Here is a 15,360-nt window from a genome sequence, read left to right as displayed (position 1 = left end):
GCGGTGTGAAGCAATGCAACGCATTCTACCTTGCTGACCACCTTGGCATTCGGCGTGCTAGGAGTCTTGGCCGAATGGCCTATCCCGCGCAGGGGCGGGCGGGTGTCATATCTAAACCCGGCTGCCCGTGCTACTTTGAAGCTACCGGGGACAGCCCGGCAGTACTTCGCCAATAAGCAGCAAACTTAGTCAAGGAGCAACTGCATGCTTGCCTTCATCGGTACTTTGATCGTCGGACTCGTCGTCGGTCTCATCGCGCGCGCTATCAAGCCGGGCGACGACAGCATGGGCTGGATCATGACCATCGTGCTCGGCATTGCTGGCTCGCTGATCGCGGGTTACGTCGGCCGGGCGCTCGGCTGGTATCAGCCGGGTCAGCCGGCAGGATGGATCGCTTCCGTGATCGGCGCGATCATCCTGCTCGTCATTTATGGAATGATCCGCTCACGCCGCACGTAACATCGCGCTGGACGGCGAGGCGTCGTGTCATCGCTCCGATGACGGCAACGCGACGTCCTCGCCGTTTCGCACGATCCGGTTGGGCAGCACACCGCCCAGCCAGTAGGCGAGTTCCGCCGGGCGATTGATTCGCCATGCGACGAAATCCGCCGCCTTCCCCGCCTCCAGTGTTCCGTGCGTCTCGCGCAAGCCAAGCGCGCTCGCCGCGTGAACCGTAACGCCCGCCAGCGCTTCTTCCGGCGTCAGGCGAAACAACGTGCAGCCCATATTGAGCATCATGCGCAGCGACAGCGCCGGCGAAGTGCCCGGATTCAGATCGCTTGCGAGCGCCATCGCGACACCGTGGCGGCGCAGCATCTCGACAGGCGGCATCTGCGTTTCGCGCAGCATGTAAAACGCGCCGGGTAGAAGCACGGCGACGGTGCCGGCCTGCGCCATCGCCATTGCGTCGTCTTCGGTCATGTACTCCAGATGATCCGCCGACAGCGCGCGATACCGCGCCGCCAGCGCCGACCCATGCAACGACGACAACTGCTCGGCGTGCAGCTTGACCGGCACGCCAAGTTTCTGTGCGGCGAGAAATAACCGCTCGACCTGTTGCGGCGAGAACGCGATGTGCTCGCAGAAGGCATCGACGGCGTCGACGAGATGTTCATCGACCAGCGCGGGCAACATGTGGTCGCACACGTGGGCGATGTAATCGTCCGCGCGGCCCGCGAATTCGGGCGGCAGCGCGTGCGCCGCGAGACACGTCGTGCGCACGGTGAGCGCAAGCGTACCGGCAAGACGGCGCGCCACGCGCAGCATCTTGCGCTCGTTCGCGAGATCGAGACCGTAGCCCGACTTCACTTCCAGCGCGGTCACGCCGTCGCGCATCAGGCCGATTGCCCGCGCCTTCGCCGTTTCGAACAACGCGTCCTCGCTGGCCTCGCGCGTGGCCCGCACCGTACTCGCGATACCGCCGCCGCGCGCCGCAATCTCCGCGTAGCTCGCGCCTTGCAGACGCGCCTCGAACTCGCCGCTGCGATCGCCGCCGAAGACGAGATGCGTGTGGCAATCGATCAGGCCGGGCGTCACCCAGGCGCCGCCGAGGTCGATGCTCTCGCCGTCGAACCCGGCCGGCGCAGCGGCGCGCGGGCCGATCCAGTCGATGCGCGCGCCGTCCGTCACGATCGCCGCATCCTCGATGATCGAATACGCGCCGCCCTTCATCGTCGCGGCGTGGCAATGGCGCCAGAGTTTCTTCATCGCGCGATCATCGGCAGGTCGAGGCCTTGTTGCCGCGCGCAGTCGATCGCGACGTCGTAGCCCGCATCGGCATGACGCATGACGCCGGTGGCGGGATCGTTATGCAGCACGCGTGCGATGCGCTCGTCGGCTTCGCGGCTGCCATCGCATACGATCACCACGCCCGCGTGCTGCGAGAAGCCCATGCCGACGCCGCCGCCGTGATGGATCGACACCCACGTCGCGCCGCTCGCCGTGTTCAGGAGCGCGTTCAGCAGCGGCCAGTCCGACACCGCGTCCGAGCCGTCCTTCATCGCCTCCGTCTCGCGATTCGGACTCGCAACCGAACCCGAATCCAGATGATCACGGCCGATCACGACAGGCGCCGACAATTCTCCGTTGCGCACCATCTCGTTGAACGCGAGGCCCAGCTTCGCGCGCTGTCCGAGTCCGACCCAGCAGATGCGCGCGGGCAATCCCTGGAAGCGAATGCGTTCGCGCGCCATGTCCAGCCAGTGATGCAGATGCGCGTCGTCGGCGATCAACTCTTTCACCTTGGCGTCGGTCTTGTAGATATCCTCCGGATCGCCCGACAGCGCCGCCCAGCGGAACGGCCCGACGCCCCGGCAAAAGAGCGGCCGGATATAGGCGGGCACGAAGCCGGGGAAGTCGAACGCGTTGTCGACGCCCTCTTCCTTCGCCATTTGGCGGATATTGTTGCCGTAGTCGAAAGTCGGCACGCCCTGCTCACGGAAAGCAAGCATCGCGCGAACGTGCTCGGCCATCGACTGCTTCGCCGCCTTGACGGTGCCCGCAGGATCGCTTTGCGCGCGATCACGATATTGCGCCCACGTCCAGCCTTTCGGCAGATAGCCGTTGAGCGGATCGTGCGCGCTCGTCTGGTCCGTCACCATGTCCGGACGCACGCCGCGCTTCACCAGCTCGGGCAGCACATCGGCTGCATTCGCACAGAGCGCCACCGACACCGCGCGCCCTTCCGACGTGTGGCGCCGGATGCGCGCGAGGGCGTCGTCGAGATCGCTGGCTTGTTCATCGACATAACGGGTTTTGAGGCGGAAGTCGATACGGCTCTGCTGGCATTCGATGTTGAGCGAACACGCGCCTGCGAGCGTCGCGGCAAGCGGCTGCGCGCCGCCCATGCCGCCGAGACCGGCCGTCAGCACCCAGCGCCCCTTCAGGTCGCCGCCGTAATGCTGCCGTCCCGCTTCCACGAACGTCTCGTACGTGCCCTGCACGATGCCCTGACTGCCGATGTAGATCCAGCTTCCCGCGGTCATCTGGCCGTACATGGCGAGGCCCTTCGCGTCGAGCTCGTTGAAGTGCTCCCAACTCGCCCAATGCGGCACCAGATTCGAATTGGCGATCAGCACGCGCGGCGCGTTCTCATGCGTCCGGAATACGCCGACCGGCTTGCCCGACTGGATCAGCAGCGTCTCGTCGGCTTCGAGGCGTTGCAACGTCTCGACGATCTTGTCGTAGCACGCCCAGTCGCGCGCCGCCCGGCCGATGCCGCCATAAACCACGAGTTCGTTCGGATTCTCGGCGACGTCGGGATCGAGGTTGTTCATCAGCATGCGCAGCGGGGCTTCGGTGAGCCAGCTTTTTGCGTTCAGACGGGTGCCGCGCGGCGCGCGGATCTCGGTATCGCGGAAACGGGAAGACGACGTCATGGGTGCTCCTGCGCATTGGTTCTGGGAATGCGCCCATGTTCTTGTATATACAACTTGCGTTGTATTGGGGAAATCCCGCTCTCTCCAGCGCGATACTTGAAGCTTCGTCAGCACCGCTTGTCTAGACATGACTTATGACAATGTGTTTTTTGTCCGCAATTTTGGCCGGTGTATGTTTCCTGCAGACCTTTACCGATGTTGACGAGACATGAGCACACTCGAAGCCCTTCACGCGATCGTCACCGACGACGATGCCCCGCAAATCATCCGCGATCACGTCGTCGATGCGCTGCAGTTCGCGCTGCGCAACCATCCCGATTACTTCACGCGCAAGGAGATTCAGTGGCTCGCGCAATGGGACGACACGCGCATTCCCATTGCGGCTGGAAAGATACTGAACGGAATGAACGCCGCCTGAGCCGCGTTGCAATGTGACAAGACTGACTGCGCGCTCAGCGGGCAGTCACGGCGCGAGCGCGCCGTTCGAAGTCCACGGCGATGGCCTGCCCCGGTTCCGACAGGCATTGGACGAAGCCGACCACATCCGGATCGCTGATAAAGCTCGACGCCGAGTGCGCCGCGAGAATCGCCGAGCTGTCCTGCGGGCGCGCGATCAGGAAGCCCTGCACGTAGTCGACACCGATTTCCTGCAGCGCGCGCAGCGTGTCGAGGTCCTCGACCCATTCCGCCACGCTCTGTATGCCGAGATTGCGGGCAAGCGCGACGATCGCCTCGACGATTGCGACATCCGCCGGATGCGCGCACATCGAGCGCACGAATTCGCCATCGATCTTCAGCGCATCGGCGGAAAGCGACTTCAGATACTTGAACGACGTATAGCCCGCGCCGAAGTCGTCGAGCGCGATCTTGCCGCCCATCTCATGCACGCGGGCGATGAAACGCTGCGTGTTCTCGAGATCGTGCAGCGCGACGCTTTCGGTGATTTCCAGGCAAAGATACGGCACGACGGACCGATGCCGCGCGAACAGCGCGAAGATGTCCTCCATGAACTGCTCGTCGTTGAGTGAGCCGCCCGACAGGTTCACGCAGATGAACCGCGTGTTGCGCAACTGATGGCGATGCGTTTCGATCCATTCGAGCAGCGTCGATATCACCCAGCGGTCGATCGCCGCGATGTTGCCCGATTCCTCCGCCGCGACGATCACCTTGCCCGCCGGCAGCGTCGTGCCGTCCGGCGCGCGCATGCGCAGCAGCACTTCGAAGTTGAGCGATTCGTTCGGCGCCTTGAGCGACATGATCGGCTGCATCACGAGGAAGAGGCCCGTCGGCAGCCGGTTGCCGCCGAGCGTCTCGACGAGCTTCAGTTCTTCGGCGCGCTCCTCGAATGCCGCCGCGCCCTTGCGATACGTGACGAGGCGCGTATGCGCGACCTTCTTCGCCTCGCGGCAAGCGCGATCGGCGTGGGAAAGCGCGTCGGCGACGCGCACGCCCTGCGAGCACTCGACCAGCCCGATCGACGCCTTCACCTGGAACGCGCGATTGCCGACCTGATACGGCGCATCGCTGAGAATGGACAGCAGTTCGCGCGCTTGCGCGATGGCGTCCTCGATCGGCGTGTCGCTCATCACGCAGACGAACTCGTCCCCGCCAATACGCCCGACCGGATAGCTGCGCGCGAAATGCGCCCGCATGCGCGCCGCGACTTGCCGCAGCACTTCGTCGCCGGCGCGGTGGCCAAACAGGTCGTTGACGAGCTTGAAACGGTCGAGGTCCACGTAAGCGAGCGCGTATGGCAACGGTTCCCCGCTTTGCGCAGCGATCGCCTTTTCGACGCCTCGACGATTCAGCGAGCCGGTCAGCTGATCATGCTCGGCAAGAAAGCGCAGCCGCTCGACCGCTTTCGAGCGCTCGGTCGTGTCCTGCAGCGAGCCTTCGATCCATCCGTTCCAGCGGATCGCCTTCAGCAGATAACGCCGCTCGCCGGTGCCGCGCTCGACCGATCCGCCCATTTCCAGTTCGCCGTCGCTGCCCTTCGCGGCCAGCGCCTGCAACGCGCCCCACGCGCCCGCCTCGAAGTAGTCGTGCCAGTGGCGCAATCGGTAGTCGGACTTTTGCAGATCCAGCATTGCGCGCAAGGCCGGATTGGCGCGCACGAAGTGACCGTTTTCGTCGAGCGTGAAGAGGCCGATCGGCGTGACTTCGTAGGTGTTGCGCAACTCCATTTGCGCCTGACGCCGGAAGTCGCGCTCGGCGCGCATCTGCTCGGCAATGGCGAACGCGGCCATCATGCTCGACGACAGTGCGGCCATCACTGTATTGACGCCGCCCAGCAACACCTTGAGCCCGAGCACCGCGCCCAGCAGCTCGGAAAACGTGGCGAATAACACCACGGCCAGCGAGCCGACATACCAGAGCACCGTGCGCGAGCGCGCCATCCACACCAGCCGTGCCAGAAAGAACAGCAGCACGCCGATGGCCAGCGCGCCGCTGACCCAGAGCGTCGGAATGAACCACGCATAAGGCAGCGCGAACGCCGCTACGAGCAGTACGACGCCCACGTACTGAATGACGCGCAGCAGCCACCGGTAGCCGACGATCCGCAACTCGCGCCGGAACAGTTGCGCAAAGAGCGCGACGGTCAGAATGTAATACGCGGCGAAGGTGATCTGCCGCATTGCCGGCACGAACTCCGCCGGCAGCACGCGGCCGAGCCATTGCGTGTCCCAGCCCATCGCGTTCGCGCATAGGCGCAGATTGCCGACGAGCCACGCGGCGAAGATCACATAGGTCCACTCGCGGTTGATCATCGCCGTGACGAAGACGAAAACCGCGAGCGTCAGCAAGCCGCCGGCGATCAGGCCGGAGCTTTCCTGGAAGTCGAGCGCCGATCGGCGCAATGCCTGCCCGTCCCACGCCAGCACGCTGACCTGCGCCGGACCGGAGTACGTGCCGCGGCACAGCAAGGTGAGCGGCGCGGAGAGGTGGCCGGCCTGGACGAAGAAACCGGCCTTCACCGGATGCATCGCGCCGCTCGCGCCGTCGCGGTCGGCGATGCCGATCGGCTTCAGCGTCGCTGCATCCCAGCACGCAACCGTTTGCGCGTGACGCGACGGTAATTCGATCGCGGTCGACAGATCGCCACCCATGCGAGGCGCGGTGAAAGCGAACCAGACGGGCTTTTCGGTGAGACGGGTGCTGTAGCTCGAAACGGCGGGCGCGTCGCGCAATGCCTGAAGCGCGTCGGCGGGACGCAGCAGGCCGCTGCGATCGACGATCACGCGCAACGGCAGCGGGACGGCGCCGCGCGAGTCGTATTGGCGCGGCAGGAAATAGAGCGTGGCGAGCGTGCCCAGCGCGATCAGCACCGGCACGGCGTACACGGCAACCGCGTACAGGGCGTCGTCGATCCACGAGCCGGACTGCCTGAATCTCGATAAGGAAGCTGGAATCACCGACGCCATACCTGGACAACCCCCGTTCACGCCGCGCATCACGTTGCACCAGCGCAGGACGGCAGCGATGAGCGAGGTGCCCCGTCATCGCTGCTTTCGGCTTATTTGCCTTTGCTATTCGCTTTGGTGCTGCATGCCTGACACGGTTGCGTCATGGACGACCGCAACCGTCGGTGCCTTAGGGCATCCTACCGGTTCCCGCCCAAAAGATAAATCTGGAGATTGCGCTGGGGCGTCCGAAAGGTGCGCCGCCGCACACTTTTCGGCTAAGTTGTTGAGAAATGGCAGTCGACTAGTACGACCGTGCACCGTCACAACGGGCGATTTCAGTCTTCTTCGTCGAGCCAGGGAATGTCGACGTCGGTGATGAACGCGACCATCGCGAGCGGCCGGCCTTCCTGCCGCCCGAGGTTGCCGTCCGCGCGCTGCCATTCGCAACGAAAGACCGTGCCGGGCGTGTCGGCGAGCAGCGTGACCGTGCGGATCTCGTCCGGGTCGTTGTCTTCCACCGGCCCGTCGAGCGAGATCAGCAGTTGCTGCGGCCATACGCCGTCTGCCGGATCGTAGATCTTGTCGCCGTCATGGATCACGACGTGCGCTTCGACGCCGATCGTCGACGATGCCTCGACGATCATCTTGCCGAGCGCTCGTAGCACCGCGGTGGCGCGGCCCGAATTGGCCTGACGGATCGCGAGGTCGCCGCGCGTCAGCGCCTGCTCGAGTTTGGGATTGGTTTTCTGTTGCGCCATCGATGTCTCTCTTGAAGTTCAACGCAGATTCGACGAGCCACGCGCGGCTCAGGGTGCAGCGCGATCGTATCACCGCAACCTAATAATAGGATGCACGATGCGCACCGCCTAACCCGCTCAAGTTCGCCAGCTACAGGCCGATAACGGGATCATCGCCCTCTCATGCTCGCGTCACTGCCGTGCTGCCGTTCATCGATCCGTGTGCTGTCCCTTGCTGTCTTCGGCCCGCGCCCGCCCGCCGTGTGCAGCGCCAGCGGATGCGCACGTGCTGATGCCGGGCGACGGAATTGTCGACGGGATCGCGCTCTCGACGCATCTCCAGCCGATTTACAGTCTTCCCCACCAACGCACAATCGGCTATGAGGCGCTCTTGCGCGGCCGGCCGATCGGCATGCGCGACGGCCCGCTGATCGGCCCGTTCGATCTGTTCGCGCGCGCGATCGTCGCCGGCACGCTCAGCGAACTCGACCGCATGAGCCATCTGACGCACCTGCGCAACGCGGCGACGCGCCTGCCTGCCGCGCACTGGCTGTTCGTCAATATGAACCCGGCCACGTTCACCCACGCCGGCTACGCAAGGGAACTGGCGGCGCTCACCCGCGACGCCGGCCTTGCGCCCGAGCAGCTCGTGATCGAAGTGCTGGAGTCGGGCGGCACGGACGTGGAGCGCATCGCGAGCGCGACGCGATCGTTCCGCGCGCAGGGCTTTCTCGTCGCCGTCGACGATTTCGGCGCGGGACATTCCAACATCGACCGCTTGCTGACGCTGCGGCCGGACATCGTCAAGCTCGACCGCAGTCTGGTGCGTGCGCAGAGCGCCCAGAAGCACGCCCATCTGCGCGATGCGCTGATGCCGAAGCTCGTCGAACTCTTGCATCAGTCGGGCATGTTCGTGGTCGCGGAAGGCATCGAGACCAGCGACGACCTGCTGCTCGCGGCGCGCGCCAACGTCGATTTCGTGCAGGGCTTTCTGTTCGGCAAACCGTGCGAGGGTCTCGCCCCGCATGGCACGGCCACGCCGCTCTTCGAAGACGCATTCGACCTGCTCGCGCAGGCGCGCCGCAACGAACGCCTCGCTGCGGATTTGCTGCTGATGCCGTATCGCGCGAATCTTTCACAGGCCGCGAGACGGATTGCGGGCGGCGCAAGCATGGAGGCGGCGTGCGTGGAAATACTCGCGCTGCCGGCCACCGTAAGCTGCTTTTTCCTCGATGAAGCCGGCCGCCAGTTCAATCCGACGCTGCGGGGCGCGGGCGAGCGGCGGCGCAGCGAACGCTTTGCGCCGATTGCGGATGCATCGACTGGCCGCTGGGACAATCGCGGCTATTTCGTCGATGCCTGCGCGCGGCCCCAACAGATCATCACGAGCGCGCCGTATCTGTCGGTCACCGGCACGTCGCTATGCGTGACGCTCACCATCGCGACGCAGCGCGGCGGTCACACGATCGTCGTCGGCGCCGATCTCGACTGGCGGCGTCTTTCGGACGCCGCGCCGACGCTGCTGCCCTGAGCGCGCTGCTGCCCTAAGCGCGCTGACGCGTCACGCCTTCGCGATCAGGCCGTACAGCGCCTGCGCGCCGGCCCGCAGCGCCGCCAGATTGCCCGGCTCGAAGGTCCAGTGCCCCGCCCCGCTGACGACGGCCAGTTCCGCGCCCGGCCAGTGCGCGGCTAGCTCCACGGCCTGATCCGCCGTGCAGACCATGTCGAAGCGGCCATGCACGAGGCGGCACGGCAGATGCGCGATGCGCGCGACGCCCGGCAACAGCGGCGCGGGCGGCAACTCGTTCGCCATGTAGTGCCGCTCGAGCAGCGCCATCGAGACAGCGGCGGCGTTCGCCTCGGCGCTCGGGCGCTTGTCCTGGTCGGCGGGTTCCGTCGCCGGCTTGTTGACGACGGAAAGCGTCGTCTCGTACAGCGTCCACGCGCGCGCCAGCTTCGCGCCGGCTTCGTCGAAACGCGCGAGCGGCGCTTCGGTCATCGTCAGGATGTCCTGCCCGCTGGCGGGGCGCTTGCCGCACGCCGCCTCGATTGCATCGAGAAACGCGCGATGCGCCTCCGGAAACACGCGGCGCACGTCCCACAGGAACCAGTCGATATCCTCCCGGCGCGCGAGAAACACGCCGCGAAGCAGAAAGCCGGTGCATCGCTCCGGATGCGCGACGCCGTACGCGAGCCCGAGCGTCGTGCCCCACGAGCCGCCGAAGATCGCCCATCGTTCGATGTCGAGCGCGACGCGCAGCTTTTCCATGTCGCCGACGAGCGCGTCGATGCCGTTGTGTTCGAGCCTGCCGAAAGGCTTCGATTTGCCGCACCCGCGCTGATCGAAGAAAACGACCCGCCACGCTTCGGGCTCGAGCGCTTCGGCCCACTTCACGTTCATCGCGCCGCCGGGTCCGCCGTGCACGACCAGCATCGCGGGCGCGTCGCGGGGGCCTTGCGCGCGCCAGTAGATCGAGTGTCCATCGCCTACGTCGAGCATGCCTTCGTCGAATGTCACCGGCTGTTGATCCATCGCGCGTGTTCTCCTTGAATGTCGCTCGCCGCCATTGTTGCATCGCCCGGTGGCCGGCGCATGAAAGCTCCCGAAAGAGCGATACGCTATGCTTGCGGCTTGCCCGCCACTCATCCTTGACTCTCATTCCGCCAAGCCCGATGCGCCGCACACTCGTCAAGTGGCTGTTCGCCACCTACCTGCTCGGCAGCGGCACCGTCTGGTCGATCCTGATCCTGCCGCTCTTTCCGTTCGTCGGCCGCAATGGCCGCTACTGGCTCGCGAAGCTCTGGTGCCGCGCGATGGTCGCGATGATGCGCGTCATCGCCGGCGTGACGACCTCGGTCGAAGGGCTGGAGCATCTGCCTGACGGTCCGTTCATCATTCTGAGCCGCCACGAATCGACGTGGGAGACGCTCGCGTTCATGGCGCTGTTTCCGCGCCGCATCAGCTTCGTGTTCAAGCGCGAATTGATGAACATCCCGTTCTTCGGCTGGGTGCTGCGCGGGCTCGACATGGTGCATCTGGATCGCGGCTCGATCCGCCAGGCGCATCAGGCGGTCACCCGCGAATGCGCGGCGCGGCTCAAGAAGGGCGATGCCGTCGTCATCTTTCCCGAAGGCACGCGCGTCGCCCACGATGCGCCGCTCAAGCTCGCATCGGGCGGCGTGCGGCTCGCCTGCGCGACGAAAGTGCCGGTGGTGCCGGTCGTCCATGATGCGGGGAAGGTATGGCCCGCGAAGGGCTGGCCGGACCACGGCGGGCATATCCGCGTGATCGTCACGCCGCCGCTGCCGCTCGAATGCGATGTCCCGCAGGAATTGAACCGGCTTGCGCAGGCGCAGATGGACGACGCGCTCGCCGAATTGCGCTGACGCTACGCGTCAGTACAACGGCCGCTTCTTGGCCGCGCACAGCCGGTTGACCGCCGCGACCAGCGTTTCGAAGTCCACCGGCTTGCGCAGATAGCCGTCGTAGCTGACGAACGCGGGCGGATTCGGATGCCCCGAAATCATCAGAAAAGGAATGTGCGCGAGCGCCGCGTCGTTCTTCATCGTCTGGCAAAGCAGCGCGCCGCCTAGCCCCGGCATCACCCAGTCCGACACGACGATATCCACCCGCTGCTCGCCCAATATCGACAACGCTCCGTTGCCGTCCGCCGCGCTCAGGACGGTGCAATCCTCGCCTTGCATGCAGAGGGACCAGGCTTCGATGGTGGCGGGGTCGTCGTCGACGAGCAGTACGGTCTTCATCATGCAGGCGGGGCGGGCGCGGTTGGGAGCGGGCAGATACGGCGGCAACGTGCGGTGTGACCGCCAACGGCTCCTTTCGTTGCCGATCGCGTCCTTTCGCTGTCTTTCGTCATAGTATTGTGTTCGCGCCAAACGTGCGCGGTAAATGCTGCTTGAGCAAGCCGCGGGCCGTCCATGGGCGTCGGTCAATTGGGCGTGCGGGGCGCTTACTTGGTCGCCGCACGGGAGCGGCCCGCTTCGCGGATGGCATCGACGAGCGATTCCTCGACGGGCGTGCGCGCCGCGTCATTGCGCCGGATCAGGCCGATGGGCTCGTCGGTGCCGGCGAAGGGCATCGGCAGCGCGGTCAGCAGCCCGAGCGCGATATCGTGCTCGACCGCGCCGGCGGGCACGAACCAGACGGCGTCGTTATGAAGCGCAAGCGAGCGCCCGAGCGATACCGACAACGTTTCGACCAGCGCCGACAGCGCATGCGCGCCGAACGCGGTCAGCACGCTTTCGGCGGACTGTCGGATCAGCGTGCCGAACGGCGGCACGACGATCGCGAAGCGCGCGAGCAGCGCCGGCGTGAGCGGCGTCTCGAACGCGAGCGGATGGTCGCGGCGCACGACGACCGCAAGCGGCTCGCGATAAATCTGCTCGAAAGAAAGGCCGTGCATCGCTTCCGGTTCGGACAGCCGCCCGACGACCAGATCGACGTCGCCCGCCTTGAGCTTTTCCAGCAACGATGCGTTCGAATCGGTCGCGACGCTCAGCGAAATCGCGGGCCACTGCTGCCGGAACGCAGCGAACGCGGGCGGCAGCAGCGCATTGGCGACGGTCGGCAGCACGCCGATGGACACTGCGCCCGGCATGTCGCCGCGCTCCCGCAGCAACATGTCGACGCCTTCGCGCAGCGACGCCACGCACGCGCTCGCATGCGGCGCGAAGAGCCGCCCTTCGCGCGTCGGAACCGCGCCGCGCCGTCCACGCTCGAACAGGCGCACGCCTAGAATGGATTCGAGCTCCCCGATTGTCTTCGATACCGCCGGCTGCGTGATCGACAGGCTATCCGCCGCGCGTTGCACGCTGCCGAGCTGCGTGACGGCGAGAAAGCACTGCAGATGACGGAACTTGACGCGCGTATTCGTGAAGTCGGTATCCATGACGAGCCGTTATGTATTGACGCACAAAACATCATTTTCCATAACTCGATGCGTTCGATAAAGTAGCCGCCAGAAATATCCTATTCACGTCACAACATCAGGAGACAGTGACATGACGTCCCCCATCCTCACGCCGCGCGACTGGGCCTCGCACCCGCCGTATCTGTCGCCGGGCTACCGGTCGTCGGTTTCGCGCAGCCCGTCGCTGCCGCTGATCCCGCTGAAGGAAAACCTGCGCAATCGCCGCGTGCCCGTCTACGGCGCGGACGACCTCGGCGCGCTCGACAACGACCTTACGCGCAATGCCGCGAAGAACGGCGAGCCGCTCGGCGAGCGCATCATCGTGACGGGCCGCGTGCTCGACGAGGGCGGACGTCCGGTGCGCAATACGCTCGTGGAAGTCTGGCAGGCGAACGCCGCCGGGCGCTACGTCCACAAGGCCGATCAGCACGACGCGCCGCTCGATCCGAACTTCCTCGGCGCGGGCCGCTGCCTGACGGACAACGAAGGCCGCTATCGCTTCATGACGGTCAAGCCGGGCGCGTATCCGTGGGGCAATCATCCGAACGCGTGGCGTCCGAACCATATCCACTTCTCGCTGTTTGGCGAATACTTCGGCTCGCGTCTCGTGACGCAAATGTACTTCCCCGGCGATCCGCTGCTCGAACTCGATCCGATCTATCAGGGCATTCCCGAGCACGCGCGCCAGCGGCTCGTGTCGCGTTTCTCCATCGATACGACGCAGGAAAACTACGCGCTCGGCTACGAATTCGACATCGTGCTGCGCGGCCCGGACCAGACCCCGACGGAGTGAAGACATGACGACCCTCAAGCAAACGCCCTCGCAGACCGTCGGCCCGTACTTCGCCTACGGCCTCGTGCCGGAGCAGTACAACTTCGATCTGAAGAGCCTGTTCACGGCATCCGCGGCGGATCGCGAAGTGCCGGGCGAGCACATCTCCATCGTCGGCAATGTGTACGACGCGGAAGGCAAGCCGGTCGGCGACGCGCTGATCGAAGTCATGCAGGCCGACGCCAGCGGCCGCTACGTGCAGAGTCCCGAAGAAGCACGCGAGACGGCATTTCGTGGCTTTGCGCGCGTGGGTACCGGCACCGATCCGAAGCTGCGTTTCGTCGTCGATACGGTGAAGCCCGGCAAGACCGATGACGATTGCGCGCCGCATCTGGACATCATCGTGCTGATGCGCGGCATGCTGCTGCACGCCTACACGCGCCTTTATTTCGACGACGAAACCGAAGCCAACGCGAAGGACACCGTGCTGCAAAGCGTGCCCGCCGAACGCCGTGACACGCTGATCGCAAAGCGCGAGGCGCATACCGGCGCGACGGTGTATCGCTTCGACATTCATCTGCGCGGGCCGAACGAGACCGTGTTCTTCGATCTCTGAGCCTGATCGCTTAATCGCGATGAACGTAGGCGTCCGGCACTGCGCTATAGTGTCGGACGCCTTTCGTTTTTATCGCAATCCCGTTATGACCGACGCCGTCAATCCCAGCCCGCTCTATGTCAAGCTCCTTGCCGAAACCGCGCAGATCGGCTGGTCCGAACTCGAGCGTTTTTTCGCGAAGGGCGTGCTGATCTGGGTAAAGGGCGATCTCGATCTGGTGAGCGTAGCCGAAGCCGTCGCCAGCGACGACACGAAGCAGGTCACGCAATGGCTGTCCGCCGGCCTCATCGAACGCGTGCAGGCCGATACCGCCGCCGATCTCGCGGCGCGCGACCCGGAGTTGTGGGCGGTCGTGGTATCGCCGTGGGTGTGCGTGCAGGAACGCGGCAACGCGTCGAGCGCGAACTAGAGCGCGGTCAAGTCCGAATCAGGCGCGCACCCAGTCGGTCCACAACACGACGAGTATCGTCATCAGCGCCGGGCCGATGAAAAGCCCGATCAGCCCGAACGTCTCCGCGCCGCCCAGAATCCCGAACAGCACGAGCAGAAACGGCAGGCGCGTCGTGCCGCCGATAAGCGCCGGCCGCACGAAGTGCTCGGCCACGAACGCCACGACCAATCCGAAGATCGCGACGCACACGGCCGCCGCCATCGAGCCGTTCGCGAGCAGCCATAGCGCGGAGCCGAGAAAGACGATCGGCGCGCAGAACGGCAGCATCGCCGCGACGGCCGTCAGCATGCCGAGCAGCGTCGCGTGCGGCACGCCGGTCACCGCATAGGCGATGCCGAGCAGCGCGCCCTCCCCCAGTCCCACGACCACGAGCCCTACGACGGTGCTGCGCACGGCATCGGCCATGCGCTGCAGCAGCGCCGCGCCATCCGCGCCGAACGCGCGGCTCGATCCCGCAAGCATCTGCCGGCCCAGCCTCGCGCCCGCCTGAAAGATGAAGAAAAGCGTCATCAGCATGAAGCCGAACGTGACGAAGCCGTGCACGACGCGCCCGCCGAAGTGCCGCGTCATCGCGACGAACGTGCCTCCATGCAGGCCCTTCACGGCGGGCGACGATTCGAGCGGCGTCGCGAGATTGTCGTGCCACCAGCGCGCGGCCTGTTGCGAACCCATCGGCAGATGATCGATGAACGCGGGCACCGGGATGCCGGTTCTCAGCACGTCGTGAAACCAGCGCATGGTGTCGTGCGCTTCATCGAGCGTCTGGGCCGCGACGACGCCAAACGGCACGACGAATAGCAAGCCAATTGCAAGCGTGAGCAGGACGGCGAGCAGCGTATGCCGCTGCCTGAAGACAGGCCGGCGCTCGAGCCAGCCGAACGCGGGCCACAGCGCGATGGCGATCACCACGGCCCACACGACAGCCGGGATGAACGTGCGCGCCGTATAAAGCGCGATGAGCACGAGGACCGTATAAAGCGCTGCCGATGCCGCGCGCTGAAGCTTGCGGGAGCGATCGGTCGCGTCGGTTGCGGCGTCGTTGCGCGATGGAATCGCCATGAAAGGAAGCCTC

At 65.5% G+C, this 15,360-nt stretch carries 15 protein-coding genes; 7 read left to right on the top strand and 8 right to left on the bottom strand.

All coding sequences use genetic code 11. The features are described from left to right. Positions 1-204 precede the first annotated feature (204 nt). Positions 205-459: a GlsB/YeaQ/YmgE family stress response membrane protein gene (locus BG57_RS24410; RefSeq protein WP_035968958.1), complete on the top strand. Its 255-nt coding sequence runs from the start codon at positions 205-207 to the stop codon at positions 457-459. Between the two features lie 27 nt (positions 460-486). Here the strand turns inward: BG57_RS24410 and hutI are convergent, their stop codons facing one another. Together hutI and hutU are read right to left on the bottom strand one after the other, a co-directional pair. Further along, a complete protein-coding gene (gene hutI / locus BG57_RS24405) occupies positions 487-1,707 on the bottom strand; it encodes an imidazolonepropionase (protein ID WP_035968955.1) in 1,221 nt (406 codons plus the stop codon). Further along, positions 1,704-3,377, bottom strand: coding sequence for a urocanate hydratase (gene hutU, locus BG57_RS24400; protein ID WP_035968953.1), 1,674 nt, complete (start codon positions 3,375-3,377; stop codon positions 1,704-1,706). Before hutU ends, hutI begins: the two co-directional genes overlap by 4 nt. A gap of 208 nt (positions 3,378-3,585) precedes the next feature. Between hutU and BG57_RS24395 the strand changes: the two genes are divergently transcribed. Further along, positions 3,586-3,795 (top strand): hypothetical protein, encoded by a 210-nt coding sequence (locus BG57_RS24395; protein ID WP_035968952.1) that lies wholly within the window; start codon positions 3,586-3,588, stop codon positions 3,793-3,795. A gap of 34 nt (positions 3,796-3,829) precedes the next feature. Here the strand turns inward: BG57_RS24395 and BG57_RS24390 are convergent, their stop codons facing one another. Further along, positions 3,830-6,799: a putative bifunctional diguanylate cyclase/phosphodiesterase gene (locus BG57_RS24390; RefSeq protein ID WP_035968951.1), complete on the bottom strand. Its 2,970-nt coding sequence runs from the start codon at positions 6,797-6,799 to the stop codon at positions 3,830-3,832. A gap of 317 nt (positions 6,800-7,116) precedes the next feature. Next, positions 7,117-7,539, bottom strand: a complete 423-nt coding sequence (locus BG57_RS24385; protein WP_035968948.1) for a hypothetical protein — start codon at positions 7,537-7,539, stop codon at positions 7,117-7,119. A 271-nt stretch (positions 7,540-7,810) separates the two neighbouring features. Between BG57_RS24385 and BG57_RS24380 the strand changes: the two genes are divergently transcribed. After that, the gene (locus tag BG57_RS24380; RefSeq protein ID WP_035968995.1) at positions 7,811-9,049 is read left to right on the top strand and encodes an EAL domain-containing protein; all 1,239 of its coding nucleotides are present in this window, start codon (positions 7,811-7,813) and stop codon (positions 9,047-9,049) included. Positions 9,050-9,079: 30 nt separating this feature from the next. On the opposite strand, the gene pip is transcribed toward BG57_RS24380, so the two are convergent. Next, the gene (pip, locus tag BG57_RS24375) at positions 9,080-10,051 is read right to left on the bottom strand and encodes a prolyl aminopeptidase (protein ID WP_035968946.1); all 972 of its coding nucleotides are present in this window, start codon (positions 10,049-10,051) and stop codon (positions 9,080-9,082) included. Positions 10,052-10,191: 140 nt separating this feature from the next. Here pip and BG57_RS24370 point away from each other — a divergent pair, with 140 nt between their 5' ends. Continuing rightward, positions 10,192-10,905 (top strand): lysophospholipid acyltransferase family protein, encoded by a 714-nt coding sequence (locus BG57_RS24370; RefSeq protein ID WP_035968944.1) that lies wholly within the window; start codon positions 10,192-10,194, stop codon positions 10,903-10,905. Between the two features lie 9 nt (positions 10,906-10,914). Here the strand turns inward: BG57_RS24370 and BG57_RS24365 are convergent, their stop codons facing one another. Beyond that, on the bottom strand, positions 10,915-11,286 hold the full coding sequence (locus BG57_RS24365) for a response regulator (protein ID WP_152562683.1): 372 nt from the start codon (positions 11,284-11,286) through the stop codon (positions 10,915-10,917). A gap of 203 nt (positions 11,287-11,489) precedes the next feature. Further along, positions 11,490-12,428: a pca operon transcription factor PcaQ gene (pcaQ, locus tag BG57_RS24360; RefSeq protein WP_035968943.1), complete on the bottom strand. Its 939-nt coding sequence runs from the start codon at positions 12,426-12,428 to the stop codon at positions 11,490-11,492. A gap of 112 nt (positions 12,429-12,540) precedes the next feature. On the opposite strand from pcaQ, the gene pcaH reads away from it, so the two are divergent. From pcaH to BG57_RS24345, 3 genes are all read left to right on the top strand, one after another. Further along, complete coding sequence (gene pcaH / locus BG57_RS24355; RefSeq protein WP_035968942.1) at positions 12,541-13,242, top strand: protocatechuate 3,4-dioxygenase subunit beta; 702 nt, start codon at positions 12,541-12,543, stop codon at positions 13,240-13,242. Positions 13,243-13,246: 4 nt separating this feature from the next. Further along, a complete protein-coding gene (gene pcaG, locus BG57_RS24350; RefSeq protein WP_035968941.1) occupies positions 13,247-13,837 on the top strand; it encodes a protocatechuate 3,4-dioxygenase subunit alpha in 591 nt (196 codons plus the stop codon). A gap of 85 nt (positions 13,838-13,922) precedes the next feature. Beyond that, entirely contained in the window at positions 13,923-14,246 is a 324-nt protein-coding gene (locus BG57_RS24345) for a DUF2288 domain-containing protein (protein WP_035968939.1), read from the top strand. Between the two features lie 18 nt (positions 14,247-14,264). On the opposite strand, the gene BG57_RS24340 is transcribed toward BG57_RS24345, so the two are convergent. After that, positions 14,265-15,347: an AI-2E family transporter gene (locus BG57_RS24340; protein ID WP_035968936.1), complete on the bottom strand. Its 1,083-nt coding sequence runs from the start codon at positions 15,345-15,347 to the stop codon at positions 14,265-14,267. Between the last annotated feature and the right edge of the window lie 13 nt (positions 15,348-15,360).

The organism is Caballeronia grimmiae (assembly GCF_000698555.1).
GTDB classification, from domain to species: domain Bacteria; phylum Pseudomonadota; class Gammaproteobacteria; order Burkholderiales; family Burkholderiaceae; genus Caballeronia; species Caballeronia grimmiae.
This window is presented reverse-complemented; position numbering and strand designations above follow the sequence as displayed.

What these genes read in the sequence shown, in the direction of transcription:
- BG57_RS24385 (WP_035968948.1), bottom strand. Translation starts at nt 7,539, where the DNA reads ATGGCGCAACAGAAAACCAATCCCAAACTCGAGCAGGCGCTGACGCGC.
- BG57_RS24390 (WP_035968951.1), bottom strand. Translation starts at nt 6,799, where the DNA reads ATGGCGTCGGTGATTCCAGCTTCCTTATCGAGATTCAGGCAGTCCGGC.
- BG57_RS24370 (WP_035968944.1), top strand. Translation starts at nt 10,192, where the DNA reads ATGCGCCGCACACTCGTCAAGTGGCTGTTCGCCACCTACCTGCTCGGC.
- BG57_RS24395 (WP_035968952.1), top strand. Translation starts at nt 3,586, where the DNA reads ATGAGCACACTCGAAGCCCTTCACGCGATCGTCACCGACGACGATGCC.
- pcaG (WP_035968941.1), top strand. Translation starts at nt 13,247, where the DNA reads ATGACGACCCTCAAGCAAACGCCCTCGCAGACCGTCGGCCCGTACTTC.
- hutI (WP_035968955.1), bottom strand. Translation starts at nt 1,707, where the DNA reads ATGAAGAAACTCTGGCGCCATTGCCACGCCGCGACGATGAAGGGCGGC.
- pip (WP_035968946.1), bottom strand. Translation starts at nt 10,051, where the DNA reads ATGGATCAACAGCCGGTGACATTCGACGAAGGCATGCTCGACGTAGGC.
- BG57_RS24410 (WP_035968958.1), top strand. Translation starts at nt 205, where the DNA reads ATGCTTGCCTTCATCGGTACTTTGATCGTCGGACTCGTCGTCGGTCTC.
- BG57_RS24365 (WP_152562683.1), bottom strand. Translation starts at nt 11,286, where the DNA reads ATGATGAAGACCGTACTGCTCGTCGACGACGACCCCGCCACCATCGAA.
- hutU (WP_035968953.1), bottom strand. Translation starts at nt 3,377, where the DNA reads ATGACGTCGTCTTCCCGTTTCCGCGATACCGAGATCCGCGCGCCGCGC.
- BG57_RS24345 (WP_035968939.1), top strand. Translation starts at nt 13,923, where the DNA reads ATGACCGACGCCGTCAATCCCAGCCCGCTCTATGTCAAGCTCCTTGCC.
- pcaQ (WP_035968943.1), bottom strand. Translation starts at nt 12,428, where the DNA reads ATGGATACCGACTTCACGAATACGCGCGTCAAGTTCCGTCATCTGCAG.
- BG57_RS24340 (WP_035968936.1), bottom strand. Translation starts at nt 15,347, where the DNA reads ATGGCGATTCCATCGCGCAACGACGCCGCAACCGACGCGACCGATCGC.
- BG57_RS24380 (WP_035968995.1), top strand. Translation starts at nt 7,811, where the DNA reads ATGCCGGGCGACGGAATTGTCGACGGGATCGCGCTCTCGACGCATCTC.
- pcaH (WP_035968942.1), top strand. Translation starts at nt 12,541, where the DNA reads ATGACGTCCCCCATCCTCACGCCGCGCGACTGGGCCTCGCACCCGCCG.